Source organism: Phaeobacter italicus (assembly GCF_001258055.1).
Taxonomy (GTDB): domain Bacteria; phylum Pseudomonadota; class Alphaproteobacteria; order Rhodobacterales; family Rhodobacteraceae; genus Phaeobacter; species Phaeobacter italicus.
On sequence record NZ_CVRM01000037.1, the window covers coordinates 110980 to 124941 of the forward strand.

Annotated in this window: 14 protein-coding genes; 7 read left to right on the plus strand and 7 right to left on the minus strand. The window is 58.5% G+C overall.

What is annotated here, in order from left to right:
* Positions 1 to 18: 18 nt before the first annotated feature.
* The 4 genes from NIT7645_RS18880 to NIT7645_RS18895 all read right to left on the minus strand — a co-directional run bounded on the left by NIT7645_RS18880 (position 19) and on the right by NIT7645_RS18895 (position 4013).
* Positions 19 to 900 (minus strand): DMT family transporter, encoded by an 882-nt coding sequence (locus NIT7645_RS18880; protein ID WP_008559937.1) that lies wholly within the window; start codon positions 898 to 900, stop codon positions 19 to 21.
* 224 nt (positions 901 to 1124) lie between these two features.
* The gene (gene groL, locus NIT7645_RS18885; RefSeq protein WP_008563258.1) at positions 1125 to 2774 is read right to left on the minus strand and encodes a chaperonin GroEL; all 1650 of its coding nucleotides are present in this window, start codon (positions 2772 to 2774) and stop codon (positions 1125 to 1127) included.
* Between the two features lie 59 nt (positions 2775 to 2833).
* Positions 2834 to 3121 (minus strand): co-chaperone GroES, encoded by a 288-nt coding sequence (locus NIT7645_RS18890; protein ID WP_008562278.1) that lies wholly within the window; start codon positions 3119 to 3121, stop codon positions 2834 to 2836.
* Positions 3122 to 3332: 211 nt separating this feature from the next.
* On the minus strand, positions 3333 to 4013 hold the full coding sequence (locus NIT7645_RS18895) for a DUF2161 domain-containing phosphodiesterase (RefSeq protein WP_008560001.1): 681 nt from the start codon (positions 4011 to 4013) through the stop codon (positions 3333 to 3335).
* A gap of 198 nt (positions 4014 to 4211) precedes the next feature.
* Here NIT7645_RS18895 and NIT7645_RS18900 point away from each other — a divergent pair, with 198 nt between their 5' ends.
* Entirely contained in the window at positions 4212 to 5132 is a 921-nt protein-coding gene (locus NIT7645_RS18900) for a manganese-dependent inorganic pyrophosphatase (RefSeq protein ID WP_008559075.1), read from the plus strand.
* Between the two features lie 111 nt (positions 5133 to 5243).
* Here NIT7645_RS18900 and NIT7645_RS18905 read toward each other — a convergent pair whose 3' ends face one another.
* Positions 5244 to 5735 (minus strand): DUF995 domain-containing protein, encoded by a 492-nt coding sequence (locus NIT7645_RS18905; RefSeq protein ID WP_008559517.1) that lies wholly within the window; start codon positions 5733 to 5735, stop codon positions 5244 to 5246.
* A gap of 287 nt (positions 5736 to 6022) precedes the next feature.
* On the opposite strand from NIT7645_RS18905, the gene NIT7645_RS18910 reads away from it, so the two are divergent.
* Complete coding sequence (locus tag NIT7645_RS18910; RefSeq protein ID WP_131724154.1) at positions 6023 to 6757, plus strand: helix-turn-helix transcriptional regulator; 735 nt, start codon at positions 6023 to 6025, stop codon at positions 6755 to 6757.
* A gap of 145 nt (positions 6758 to 6902) precedes the next feature.
* On the opposite strand, the gene NIT7645_RS18915 is transcribed toward NIT7645_RS18910, so the two are convergent.
* The gene (locus NIT7645_RS18915) at positions 6903 to 8804 is read right to left on the minus strand and encodes a methyl-accepting chemotaxis protein (protein ID WP_050687796.1); all 1902 of its coding nucleotides are present in this window, start codon (positions 8802 to 8804) and stop codon (positions 6903 to 6905) included.
* Positions 8805 to 8943: 139 nt separating this feature from the next.
* Here NIT7645_RS18915 and NIT7645_RS18920 point away from each other — a divergent pair, with 139 nt between their 5' ends.
* The 5 genes from NIT7645_RS18920 to NIT7645_RS18940 all read left to right on the plus strand — a co-directional run bounded on the left by NIT7645_RS18920 (position 8944) and on the right by NIT7645_RS18940 (position 12882).
* Entirely contained in the window at positions 8944 to 9819 is an 876-nt protein-coding gene (locus NIT7645_RS18920) for a TIGR01459 family HAD-type hydrolase (protein WP_008559429.1), read from the plus strand.
* 122 nt (positions 9820 to 9941) lie between these two features.
* The gene (locus NIT7645_RS18925) at positions 9942 to 10385 is read left to right on the plus strand and encodes a MaoC family dehydratase (RefSeq protein WP_008559397.1); all 444 of its coding nucleotides are present in this window, start codon (positions 9942 to 9944) and stop codon (positions 10383 to 10385) included.
* Between the two features lie 63 nt (positions 10386 to 10448).
* On the plus strand, positions 10449 to 11381 hold the full coding sequence (locus tag NIT7645_RS18930; RefSeq protein ID WP_008562554.1) for a bifunctional riboflavin kinase/FAD synthetase: 933 nt from the start codon (positions 10449 to 10451) through the stop codon (positions 11379 to 11381).
* Positions 11378 to 11848: a YcgN family cysteine cluster protein gene (locus tag NIT7645_RS18935; RefSeq protein ID WP_008560214.1), complete on the plus strand. Its 471-nt coding sequence runs from the start codon at positions 11378 to 11380 to the stop codon at positions 11846 to 11848. Before NIT7645_RS18930 ends, NIT7645_RS18935 begins: the two co-directional genes overlap by 4 nt.
* Entirely contained in the window at positions 11848 to 12882 is a 1035-nt protein-coding gene (locus NIT7645_RS18940; RefSeq protein WP_008561731.1) for a threonine aldolase family protein, read from the plus strand. Before NIT7645_RS18935 ends, NIT7645_RS18940 begins: the two co-directional genes overlap by 1 nt.
* A 66-nt stretch (positions 12883 to 12948) precedes the next feature.
* Here NIT7645_RS18940 and NIT7645_RS18945 read toward each other — a convergent pair whose 3' ends face one another.
* Positions 12949 to 13776, minus strand: coding sequence for an alpha/beta fold hydrolase (locus tag NIT7645_RS18945; protein ID WP_008561859.1), 828 nt, complete (start codon positions 13774 to 13776; stop codon positions 12949 to 12951).
* Positions 13777 to 13962 lie beyond the last annotated feature (186 nt).

Sequence of the window (13962 nt, forward strand, 5' to 3'; positions counted from 1 at the left end):
GTGCAATGACGTGCCGCCTCAGTTGTTTTTCGCCGAGCCAAGCGCGCCGCGCAGATTGCGCCCCGGGGCCGACAGCACCACAACCGCAATCCCGCCCAGCACGGCGACAGAGCCGATGGTCAGGCGCAAGCCGATCACCTCCCCCAAGAGAGCCGCACCCGCAACGATCGCAATCACCGGCACCGACAACTGAACTGTCGCGGCAACTGCGGGCGCAAGCTGGGGCAACACGTAGTACCACAGCGCATAGCCAAGACCCGAAGTGACCGCACCCGACAGGACGGCAAGGACGACACCGGTCGGAGACACCACAATTTCTGCCCCAAAGATCATCACACCGGGGACCATCATCGCTGTCGCAGCCGCAAAGTTCACCGCCGTCGCAGCAAGAGGCGCCTTGGCCCCTCGCCCCAGCAGGCTGTAGCCCGCCCAGCCGAGGCCTCCCAATGCCATCAAAAGCGAAGCCCCAAGCGGCGCAGCCGACGCCCCGTCAGTCGGCCAAACCACCACAGTGAGACCTGCAAGCGCGATCACCGCGCCGCTGATCTGACCAAGGGATACCGCGCTGCCCCGCAAAGCCCCCCATAGGAACATCGACACCTGCACCACTCCAAACAGGATCAGCGCGCCAAGACCGGCGTCGAGATCCTTATAAGCCACGGAAAAGCCGATGATATAGACAGTCAAGGCAAGCCCGCCCCAAAGGGTCTGGCGCAGATCGCGACGCAGCGAGAGTTTGCTCAGCAGACAAAGCACCGTCAGCGTCACGGCACCAGAAAACAGGCGCAACAGGCCGAAACTGGTGGCCTCCATATGGCCAGCGCCAATCGCCATCCGGCCAAGAATGGAGTTCGCGGCAAAGGCCACCATGGTGAGGGAGACAAGCAGAAACAAACGCATGTCACGCTGCTATCGCGCCCGGAAATGTCACGCCAGTGAATTCTTTGTGTCGCATGCGACCGCGGTCATGGGGCCACGGTCGATATGTTGGAAATAGCGAAAACGAAAAGGGGCCGCCCAAAGGCAGCCCCAAATCTTGCAGTATTGAACGGCAGGCTCTCGGAAGGTTGGCCAAAATGACCAACCGCCTTTTGCCTCATCGCAAATCCCAGAGGGATTTGTGATTACATCATGCCGCCCATGCCGCCCATGCCGCCCATGTCGGGCATGCCGCCAGCTGCCGCGCCTTCTTTGGCGGGCTTGTCGGCAACCATAGCTTCGGTGGTGATCAGCAGGCCAGCAACCGATGCCGCATCTTCCAGAGCGGTACGGGTCACTTTTGCCGGGTCGATCACGCCGAAGGAGAACATGTCGCCATATTCGTCGGTCTGAGCGTTGTAGCCGAAGGATGTGTCTGCGGATTCGCGGATCTTGCCTGCAACGACAGCACCGTCGACACCTGCGTTTTCAGCGATCTGGCGCAGCGGCGCTTCGATGGCTTTGCGGACGATGGCGATACCAGCGTTCTGGTCAGAGTTTGCACCCTCAACGCCGTCCAGTGCCTTGCCAGCCTGAACCAGAGCAACACCACCACCAACGATGACGCCTTCCTGTACAGCTGCGCGGGTTGCGTTCAGAGCATCGTCAACGCGGTCTTTGCGCTCTTTCACTTCCACTTCGGTCATGCCGCCGACGCGGATAACAGCAACACCGCCTGCCAGTTTGGCAACGCGCTCTTGCAGCTTTTCACGGTCGTAGTCGGAAGAGGTTTCTTCGATCTGGGTACGGATCTGAGCAACACGTGCTTCGATCTCGGCCTTCTCGCCTGCACCGTCAACGATGGTGGTTTCGTCTTTGGTGATCTCGATTTTCTTGGCGGTGCCCAGCATGTCCATGGTGACGGACTCGAGCTTCATGCCCAGATCTTCGGAGATGACCTGACCGCCGGTCAGGATGGCGATGTCCTGCAGCATGGCTTTGCGGCGATCGCCGAAGCCCGGTGCCTTGACAGCAGCAATTTTCAGGCCGCCGCGCAGTTTGTTGACAACCAGAGTTGCCAGCGCTTCGCCTTCAACATCTTCTGCGATGATCAGCAGCGGCTTCTGCGACTGGATCACCTGCTCCAGCAGCGGAACCATTGCTTGCAGCGAGGAGAGTTTCTTCTCGTGCAGCAGGATCATGCAGTCGTCGAGTTCTGCAATCATCTTGTCAGGGTTGGTGACAAAGTAGGGGGACAGGTAGCCGCGGTCGAACTGCATACCTTCGACAACAGTGGTCTCTGTTTCCAGACCCTTGTTTTCTTCGACGGTGATAACGCCTTCGTTGCCGACTTTCTGCATCGCGTCTGCGATCTGACGGCCGATTTCTGCTTCGCCGTTGGCGGAGATGGTGCCAACCTGCGCAACTTCGTCGCTGTCTTTTACGTCACGTGCAGATGCCTTGATCGCTTCCACAACCTTGGCAGTTGCCAGGTCGATGCCGCGCTTCAGGTCCATCGGGTTCAGGCCGGCTGCAACCTGCTTCAGGCCTTCTTTGACGATCGCCTGAGCCAGAACGGTTGCAGTGGTGGTGCCGTCACCGGCTTCGTCGTTGGTGCGGGAAGCAACTTCCTTCACCATCTGGGCGCCCATGTTCTCGAACTTGTCTTCCAGTTCGATTTCCTTCGCCACGGACACACCGTCCTTGGTGATGCGCGGTGCGCCAAAGGATTTGTCCAGAACCACGTTGCGGCCTTTGGGGCCCAGGGTCACTTTCACGGCGTCGGCCAGAATGTTGACGCCTTTCAGCATGCGGTTGCGGGCATCGGTGTCGAATTTGACGTCCTTAGCAGCCATTGTTCACTCTCCTTGAGAATACTTGTTTATGCGAAGATGAATGTGTCGGAGCGTCAGGCTCAGACGATCACACCCATGATGTCGCTTTCTTTCATCATCAGCAGCTCTTCGCCGTCGACGGTGACTTCGGTGCCGGACCATTTGCCGAACAGGATCTTGTCACCTTCTTTGACGGCCATGGCGATCAGCTCGCCGCTGTCTTTGCGTGCGCCTTCACCGGTTGCGACGACGACGCCTTCGCTCGGCTTTTCTTTGGCGGAATCGGGGATGATCAGGCCACCGGCGGTTTTTTCTTCGCTTTCGGTGCGACGCACCAGCACGCGGTCGTGAAGCGGTTTCAATGCCATCTTTGTAGCTCCTTAAAGGCTCAAAGGTTGTTGTCTCCTCCCCCTACCCTTGGCAGGGAGTGTTAGCACTCACCACTGCCGAGTGCTAACGACGAAATAGCTAGGCAGGGTGTTTGGGTGAGTCAACAGGGTCGTTGAGATTTTTTGACCTCATTTCGCAGGTTTTTTACACCCGCCAAGCAGCCGCCTCAGCCAAAGGGGTGCCCTGCCCTTACATAGGGGCGACGGGCTCAAAACTATAGGCCCAGTGGACCAGCCCATCCCGGCCGGCGGATGTCAGCTGATAGATGCCCTTTTCCACCCGTTCAAACCACCCGTAGTGATTATCTGCCATCAGACGTGTGGCCCGGGGGACCTCGGCGCCCTTGGCGACCGTCGCCCCCTTGCTGGCACCGTGCTCTGCCAAATAGGCAGCACAGCGCAGGGCGTCCTGGCGATAGGCCGTGACAATACCGTGTCGTGTCGCACCGCCTGCATTTGGATCCCCTTGAAGGCGCTGAAACTCGCGCAGCAGGCGGGCCTGCTTCTTTTTTGACTTGCGCGGCGTAAAGGGCCCCGGATCGCATTGCACCTCTGCCCGGCCATCGCTCAAGACCGTAATCAGCCCAAGACCAAGGCGGCGGCATAGCGCCAGATTGTCCTTAAGCATGCGTCGCGCCTGACGGCCCGTCGGTTTGGGCACGGCGACATAGACATAGTCGCTGAGAGCGAGCCTGGTGACAGCCTGATGAAACAACGACAGCGAAAACCGCAGTTTGAGCTCGACGATAACCGGCGGCTCCTCGCCCCGGATGGCCACCACATCCGCTGCGCCGACCTCTCCCTTGACGGTGTAGCCCTGACTTTCCAGGAGTGCCTTGATGGGGGGATAAAGCTGATCTTCGCGGTCCATGGCTGGATGCTATCCCCGACTGCGCCGAAGGAAAAGCCGTTCGCTGAGGCGACGGGCATATCGAACAGGCCCCGCAGCCACGCAGAGTTTTGCACAAACGACATAGCCGCATTGATGAGACAACGGGCCGGGGTGACAAGGCCCCTGCCCATGCCTATAAGACGCGCAAAATTCCGGCATCTGCATAGGACACGCTTCATGACCACCTTCGTCTTTGGCCACAAATCCCCTGACACCGACTCCACCGGCTCTGCCATCATCTGGTCCTGGTATCTGAACCAGATCAAAGGCGAAGACGCTGCTCCGAAACTCTTGGGTGAGCCCAACACCGAAGCGGCCTTCATGCTGAAACACTGGGGTCTGGACAAGCCAGAAATCATCTCCGACGTGGCGGATGATCAGCCGGTTGTGATTGTGGACACCAACAACCCCGCCGAACTGCCGGCGAACATCAATGGTGCCGATATCCGCGAGATCATCGACCACCACAAGCTGGTTGGCGGCCTGGAAACCAAAGGCCCGATCAACATCCGCATCGAGCCCGTCGCCTGCACCGCAACCATCATGTGGAAAATGATCGGCGCGGACCTGGCCCAGGCACCACGCGAAATCAAAGGCGCAATGCTGACCTGCATCCTGAGCGACACGCTTGAGTTCCGGTCTCCGACCACCACACAGGAAGACAAAGCTGTCGCTTACAGCCTGGCCGAAGATCTGGGCGTCGACATTGCCGAGTATGCGTCAGAAATGTTTGCCGCGAAATCTGATGTCTCGGCATTCTCGGACGCTGAACTGCTGCGCATGGATTCCAAGGAATACGCCGTAGACGGCACGAAATTCCGCGTTTCTGTTCTGGAAACCACTGCCCCTGCCGTGGTTCTGGACCGCAAGGCATCTTTGATGGAAACCATGACCACCGTCGCAAGCGAAGATGGTGTCGACCAGGTTCTGCTGTTTGTCGTCGACATCCTGAAAGAAGAGGCAACCCTGCTGGTTCCGAACGATCTGGTCAAAACCGTCGCAGCCAAGAGCTTTGAGGCAACCGCCGAAGGCGACACTGTCGTTCTGCCCGGCGTGATGTCGCGCAAAAAGCAGATCATCCCCAACCTCAAGGTCTGATCTTCCTTGCATTGACACAGCAAAAAGGCGCCCCGTCGGGCGCCTTTTTTCATGTCCCCGGCCAATGTGTCAGAGGGTACATCTCCCCTGCTGTCACTTATCAACCTGAGCCTAGAGCCCCAGTTGCGCGCTGATCTTCTGAAACAGCCGCTTGCGACTGTTGCCCTTGGACTGTTTTTCCCGCTTGTGGCGGTACCATTTTCTGTCGTCGCCAGACAGGTAACGCTCCCAGATGGTGCCATCCGGCGCAGTAACGAACTGCCAGCATTGCTCATCATCCAGTGTTTTGGGCTTTCCCGCCACAACCGCATTCCAAGTAACCTCGGCGCATAGTTTGCTTTTGGACGTGACAAACCACTTGCCGACACCAACCGCATCTTCGCGCCGATTGATCCCCTGAAAAGTGCCGTCCGGCGCCCAGTACACTGAACCACCACTGTTCCAAGTCGACGTCATGCCGCGATAAAGCGAAATGATTTCCTGTGGCGGGGTCGGCTGGGCACCTTTCGGCTTGCCACCGGCCGACATCGCTGGCGTCGACAGAGCAGACACTGCAGCCACCACCAAACACATCTTCAGACCATGCCTAAACTCAATCGTCATTCTTGACCTCTTTACCAATACACTCCCCGGACCTGCTGACAGGCGCCGGGCGGCCCTGAGACAACACAAGGCCCACTCGTAAAAGCCTCGAAAATGGGAGGCAACACACTCACACCGCCAACCAGCGCCTGTCAGAGGTGGCACGGGCCAAGCCCCTGTCCACAGGAAAAGATTGCCCAACGGCCCCGGATCAGCCAACCTAGGGATATTGATAGGCCGCCGAGATCCACCAAGGCGTGCGCTCTCTCGGCCTGTTTGTTACTTGTGCTTTTGGTTTTGGTGATGTGATGAAAAACGGGTTGATTGACACCCTGGATGCGCTGCTCTTTTCGCAGGATCAGCAGGACCGCTGGCATGCCGCCCAGCGCGCAGCTGACAAGATTGGAGTAAAGAGCATTCTTGTCGCGCAAGCCGTCGGCATTCAGGGAGATATTCGCTGGATGAACACCGACATGCCCAGCGATTGGATCGAAGAATATCTCGCCTGTGGATATGTCGAAGTGGATCCACCGGTTCTGAACCTGTCAAAACAAAAGGGCAACATGAGCGTTGACTGCGGCGTCCTGCACCGCGGCGATGCGTCCGACAAACGTGAGTGGGATCTGAACCACGGACTAAAGGCCGCTGGTTTCGGCTCGCTTTTTTGCAGCTGTTACAAAGACGCGACGGGCTACGACCGGTTCGTCACCCTGGCCTACGACGGTCATCACCTCGAAGACCAACCCGCCAGCCAGGTAGAACTGCAGCTGTTCTCTGCGCTTCTGGTGAGCACCATTGAGCGTGACACGGTTGCACCGGGCAACGGGTACCAGCCCGTACGCCCCAGTCCATTGACCCAGCGCCAGAGAGAGGTTCTATCGCTTCTGGCCGAAGGAATGATGACAGCGCGGATCGCAGAAACGCTTGGACTTTCCGAGGCGGCCGTATCCCTACATTTCGCAAATGCACGCAAGGCGCTTGGGGCAAGCACGCGGGAACACGCGCTGGCGCTTGCCCTGACCCGTGGATTCATTTCCCTCTGAAGGGGCGCATCCCCTGCCCCCTCCCCGGGCTGCTCTCACCTGGCGTTTAAGATTGTTGCAGGTGGCAGCCACAGGCCCCCCGTTCCCGTGGCAGTTCAAGCCGACGCAGTTCATCCATGTCGGCCCGACCTTTTCCCCATCACGCTCATGCGACGCCTGTCGCTTGCGGTTGGTCATCGAATGGCCAGCTGACCCCCTCTTCATTGAAGTCTTCCCAGCGCGGCTCTTCCAACGGGTCAGGCAGGTCCGGCGCAGAGGGTTCAGCCATCGACGTAGTTGCAATAGGTCCCCCAGAATGAAACGCAGGCTCAATTGATGCAGGCGCATCAAGCAAGACGAATTGTCCGACAATCTGATTGAGAGCCCGAGTTTCACCATTCATTCTACGGATGGCGCCGCTTGCCTCCTCGACCATCGCGGCATTTTGCTGGGTCACGGTATCTAGCTGTGCCACGCCGACATTGATCTCGTTCAATCCCTGTGCCTGATCTGCTGCTTCGCTGGAGATGCCGGAAATCAGCTCTGCAATGCTGTTGACCTGTTCGACCACCTGCGTCAGCGCGGTTCCCACGCTGCCAACCTTTTCGACGCCTTCCTCAACGGTTTTCACACTTGAGCTGATCAGTTGCTTGATTTCGTTGGCAGCATCCGAGGACCGCTGAGCCAAGGCCCGCACTTCAGAGGCCACCACCGCGAACCCGCGCCCCACCTCACCCGCGCGGGCAGCTTCAACACCCGCATTCAGCGCCAAAAGATTGGTTTGAAAGGCGATATCATCGATCACCCCGATGATTTGGGAAATCTGACCAGAGGACCGTTCTATCTCGGTCATTGCCTCCATGGCTCCCTCGACCACCTGACCGCTGTGCTCAACATCTTTGCGGGCGGTGCCAACGGCCTCTTCGACCTTTTCCGCATTTCCGGCAGATGTGCGCACGCTCGCTGTCATCTCCTCCAGGGCGGCGGCAGTCTGTTCAAGCGTTGCCGCCTGGCTTTCAGTGCGGCCTGACATATCGTCGGAGGCGGAGCGAATATCGCCAGACTGCGCGTCAATGGCCGCAGCTGCCTGCACAACCCGTGCCAGAACCGCATTCAACTGATCTACGGTTTCGTTGTAATTCTGCCGAAGCTGATCATAGTCGCCTTCGAACTGTTCATCGATGCGATGACTGAAATCCCCCTCTGCGAGGCGGCGCAATCCCCTCTTCAGTCGGCCAATCACTCTTTCGTTTTCGGCGCGCAGGGCGCTCTGGCGTTCCAGTTCCTCCATGACACGGCCAGAAACACGATCCACGTCGCGGGCGATCAGGCCAAATTCATCTGAACGCATCCGATCTGCGACCTTCAAGCCGAGATCGCCTTCAGCAACCTCATGCAGCGCGGCACGCATGCGGGCGACCGGCCTGACAATATTGAGGATCATTTTCCGGGCGTTGTAGATCGAAGTCACAATCAGAACCCCAGACACACCAAGCAGAATGTAAAGCAGCACCATGTCATGGGCGCGGGCCGACTTTGCCGTGATCTCCGCATTGGCCTCGATATCCTTGCCAATTGGCAAATAGCGCTCCTTGAATGCTGTATACTCAACCTCAAATGCACCCATTCTTGCCTCCGCATCGGCCGGATCGTTAACGGCAAGAGCCGCAATGGCGTTTGCTTCTGCAACCAACTTATCCACGAGGGAGACGAGGGCCGCCAATTGGCCCTCCGCCTGCGCAGGCAATTCAGCGGCCTGTAAATCAGTCAGCGCTTGTGTTAGCTGCCGACCCGCCTGGTCAACTGAATTGCGAACCTCCTGCCGTTGAACGGCCATCATGTCACCGCCACTGGCCACCAATAGCGCGACACCGCCATGCAGGCGTTCTGCAAGGAGAGACACAGAGAGCTCCTTGCGGACGGCATCAGTCACCCGTATCTGGCGCTCCAACTCCTGCTCGCTTTGCCAGAGACTGTAAACTGCGATTGCGGCAAGGATCAGGATGGCCGCAACTGAAACAACGCCCGACAATACAAAACGGGCACGGATCGAAATTGATCGAAACATAACATACACACCCCAAGGTTGAGACATGGCAACTCTGCACCCGAAGAGTTAAAATTCCGAAAACCCCGCGATTGCTGGTCAAATCCACCCCACTCTGCCATAGCTGAGCCAAACAATCCGCAACGCGAAAGCCTGGCTCATGACACAGATCATTTCCTCCCTTGCCGAGGTCTCTCATCAATACAAAGCCCTGTTCGTTGATCTTTGGGGCTGTGTTCACAACGGCATCACAGCCTACCCCGAGGCGGTCGCTGCCCTGCAGAGCTATCGCGCCGATGGCGGCATCGTCGTACTGGTCACCAACTCCCCCAAGCCCCGTGCCGGCGTTGCGGCACAGTTGGGTGAATTTGGCGTTCCGGCCGATGCCTATGACACCATTGCGACCTCAGGCGACTCTGCGCGCGCGGCGATGTTGAGCGGTGCAGTGGGCGAGAAGGTTTATTTCATGGGAGAGTGGGAGCGTGACGCTGGCTTCTTTGAACCCATGAAAGTGATCGAAAACCCTGTAGAAATCACCCGCGTGCCGCTGAAGGACGCCGAAGGCATCGTCTGCTGCGGCCCCTTTGACACGATGGCCGATCCAGACGTCAATCGTGCTGATTTTCTGTATGCCAAACAGATGGGCATGAAACTCTTGTGCGCGAACCCGGACATCGTGGTTGATCGTGGCGAGGTGCGGGAATGGTGTGCAGGGGCCCTGGCCAAGCTTTACACCGAAATGGGCGGAGAGAGCCTCTACTTTGGAAAACCGCATCCGCCGATCTACGACTTGGCACGCCGGCGCCTCGCGGAACTGGGCCAGGAGATCGCCGACAGCGAGATCATGGCGATCGGAGACGGCCCCCACACCGACATCGCCGGCGCGATGGGAGAGGGTCTGGACTCACTCTTCATCACAGGTGGACTTGCGGCCAAAGAAACGAAAACCGACCACCAACCAGATGCAGACGCGCTAAGCGCCTATCTGGAAAAAGAAAAATCTGCACCGACCTATTCGATCGGCAAATTGCGCTAACGCAGAAAACACTTGATTTTCTGCGACTGCGAAGTAATAAAATTACCCCAATGGATTATCTGGGGTGATTTTGTTGCGGCATGATCCCGCTTCTCCCGGAGGCCTACAATCGGGAGAAGCACATGTTGGACAACTTTCCACGCGGCACAATCTGCATCGAAGATATCGAGATGGGTATGGTGCGGTATCTGCGCAAAGAGATCACCGACAAGGACATTGAGATGTTCGCGGAGGTATCCACCGACCACAACCCCGTTCACCTGGACGAATCCTATGCGCAGGACACCATGTTTCAGGGCCGCATCGCCCACGGCATGCTGACTGCGGGTCTGATCTCGGCGGTGATCGGGGAGCAGCTGCCCGGCCACGGCACAATCTACATGAGCCAGTCGCTGAAGTTTCTCGCACCGGTGCGGCCAGGTGATCTGGTTCTGGCCGAGGTAGAGGTCACAGGCATCGAAATCGACAAACGCCGGGTAAAGCTGGACTGCCGCTGCATGGTCGAGGGCAAAAAGGTTCTTGTCGGCGAGGCCATGGTCATGGCGCCGTCGCGCAAGTTCGACTAGGTCACCTGGCCGCAACCAAGCATGGCCCTTGCAACAGGGTGCTCGCGCCGCTAGGCAAGGCCCATGCGCATTATCCGTGACTTCCAGTTCGTCGACCCGCAGGACCGTGGTGCTTCTGCCGCCATCGGCAACTTTGATGGTGTCCACCGCGGCCATCAATCCGTGATCGACCTTGCCCGCAACGCGGTGCCAGATGCCCCGCTGGGCGTGATGACATTTGAACCCCACCCGCGTGAGTTCTTTGCCCCCGACGCCCCGGCATTTCGACTGATGTCCGCAGAGGCCCGCGCCTCTCGGCTGGAAAAGCTGGGCGTGGAGCGACTGTATCAGTTGAACTTCAATGCCGCGCTGTCCGGCCTTTCGCCAGAGGGCTTTGCCCGCAAGGTCATCGCTGACGGCCTGGGCCTGCGCCATGTGGTGGTGGGATCGGATTTTTGCTTTGGCAAGGGCCGTGCAGGGACCGCAGAAGACCTGCAGCGTTTTGGTGCCGAGATGGGGTTTGGCGTGACCATTGCGCCGTTGATGGAATATTCCGAGGACACGGTCTCTTCTACCGCGATCCGCCGAGCCCTGAGCGACGGCCGCCCGCGCGATGCGGCGAATATGCTCGGCCATTGGCATCGCATCGAAGGCGAAGTAATCGGAGGAGAGCAACGCGGCCGCGAGTTGGGCTATCCGACGGCAAACATGTCCATCGATGGACTGCACCAGCCTGCCTTTGGCGTCTATGCCGTGCTTGTTGATGTTCTGGATGGCCCCAACAAGGGCAGTTATCACGGCGCAGCCTCCGTCGGAGTGCGGCCCATGTTTGATGGCAGCCACCCGAATATCGAGACCTTTCTCTTTGACTTCACCGGCAACCTTTACGGGGCGACACTCTCTGTCGGACTGGTCGAGTACCTGCGCCCTGAAATGACGTTTGACGGGCTCGATGGTTTGCTCGCCCAGATGGAGGCCGACTGCGAGAAGGCCCGCAATATCCTGAGCGCGCTATGAGCGAAGGCATTGATCGCAAGGGGCTCGCCAAGCGGTTCTGGGAAAAGAAACCGCTCAGCCAGCTGAATGACAAAGAGTGGGAAGCGCTCTGTGATGGCTGCGGCAAATGCTGCCTGAACAAACTGGAAGATGAAGACACAGGCGAAGTCGCGCTGACGCGTGTGGCCTGTCGGCTGCTGGACGATGCGACTTGCCGCTGTGTCCACTATGAGATCCGGCATCAATTCGTGCCTGAATGCATCGTCCTGAAACCAGACAATCTCGACACCCACGCCTATTGGATGCCGCAGACCTGCGCGTATCGCCTGCTGTGGGAAGGCAAGCCGCTACCACAATGGCACCCCCTGCTGACGGGCAATCCTGAAACGGTTCATGATGCTGGCGTCTCGGTGCGCGGCTGGACAGTGTCCGAATTTGAAACCCCGGAAGAAGACTGGGAAGACCACATTATCGAGGAGCCGATTTAATGCATTTTGCCTCAGACAACTCCGGCCCGGCCAGCCCCGAAATCCTGGCCGCCCTTGGCGCTGCCAACAGTGGCTACGCGATGGGCTATGGCGCCGATGATGAAATGGCCCAGGTCACCGCCCGTATCCGTGATATCTTTGAGGCGCCCGAGGCCGCAGTCTATCTCGTTGCAACCGGAACGGCGGCCAATGTGCTTGCCCTGTCGACCCTGACCCAGCCCTGGCAGACCATCTTTTGCACCGGCCCTGCACACATCAATATGGATGAGTGCAATGCACCGGAATTCTATGCCGGGGGCGCCAAGCTCACGCTGGTCACCAAGGAAGACAAGATGACACCTGCGTCGCTGCGCGCGGCAATCGAAGGGGAAGAGACCCGTGGCGTTCACGGCCCCCAGCGAGGGCCTGTGTCGATCACTCAGGTCACTGAGTTCGGTACGGTCTACTCTCAGGAAGAGCTGCGCGCGCTGTGTGACGTCGCAAAATCCTATGGTTTGCCAGTTCATCTTGATGGTGCACGCTTTGCAAATGCCTTGGTTTCCCTTGGCTGCACACCGGCAGAGATGACCTGGAAAGCAGGCGTGGATGCCGTGTCTTTTGGCGGCACCAAAAACGGCTGTATGGGTGTGGAGGCCGTGATCTTCTTTGATCCGAGCAAGGCGCAGGAATTTGAATACCGCCGCAAGCGTGGCGCGCATTTGTTCTCTAAACATCGCTACCTGTCGGCGCAGATGCTGGCCTATCTGACGGATGATCTCTGGCTGAGGAACGCTCGCACCGCCAACACGAAAGCGGCCCGTCTCGCCGAGGGGCTGCGCGCGGCGGGGGCTGACTTCAGTCATGACCCCCAGGCCAACATGATCTTTGCCGCTCTTCCCCGCGCGACCCATCAGAGACTGTTTGATGCGGGCGCCGTCTATCACCTTTGGGATGGTGATCTTGACGGCCCTGCGGATGAAACTGTCACCGCGCGGTTTGTTTGTGACTGGTCGATTGGTGACGATCAGATTGAGGGTTTTCTCAACCTTCTCTGAGCCTTCAGATCACCGTTCAGGCGCAAAAGCGACGCAGCCCGGCTGCGTCGCTTTTTTCTTTTCGGATCAGTTCCAGAATGCGCGCAGCAGATCCGCAACGTCCGGTGCATGGGTAATCGGCACCATATGCCCCGCCCCCGCAATCCTGTGGAAGGTCACATCACCAATCCGTGAGCTAAGCGCTTTGCTCACGACATACATGATTGGCTGCGTCTCGCTCCCGTCAATCACCATTACCGGCATCTGGAGTTTCTCCAACTGGCCTTCGGCCACCAGACCGGCCTCGTCATCATAGACCTGACTGTCGCACGCCATGACGCCCGGAAAACTGCGCATCATGGCCGCCCGGCTCTGTTCAGGAAGATCAGCCCATTTCGGATGGCCCGTTCCCCAGGCGCGGTTAAACAGACGTGTTGCCTGCTCCAAATCGCCAGCGGCAAAGGTCGAGCGCACTTCAAGATGAGCCTCGCGCATCACCTCCAGCGCCGCCGGGTCGTCCATGCCAGCAGAGGCGAACAATACCGGCTCGATCATGGTGAGGCTGCGTACCAACTCAGGGCGCGCCTGTGCCATTGCGAGCGCGACAGTCGCGCCGAATGAATGCCCGACAAGGTCGATTGGTCCGCTGTCTGCAAGGCCCATCGCGTCAATCAATGCCAAGCCCGCGTCCCGGTTGCGCAACTGCAGGATGCCCTCACCATCCCAGTCAGGGCTGCGCCCGTGAGACAAGAGATCAAAGCCATGCAATGTCGCCTCACTCTCCAGTTCTGCGCCTAGCGCCCGCCAAGCACCGGAATGCGCAAGCGAACAATGAACCGCAAGCACCGGACGCGCCCCTGAGCCGAAGCTGCGGGCAAAAACCCCCTGGGGTAGATTGCCAATGATTTCATTCACCAAGAAAGACCTCTCGATTGCCAAATGCCTGCATCAGATATGCAAGCACTTGTAATTTGTCGTTTTGTGAACGCAACAGCAGGGCAGATCTTCCGCTTTAATTCTATGCGCGACGTTACGTGCATGTTAAGCGGAGGCCACCATCACGAATCTGTCACACTGCCATTGCTGCCTGGGGATAACAGC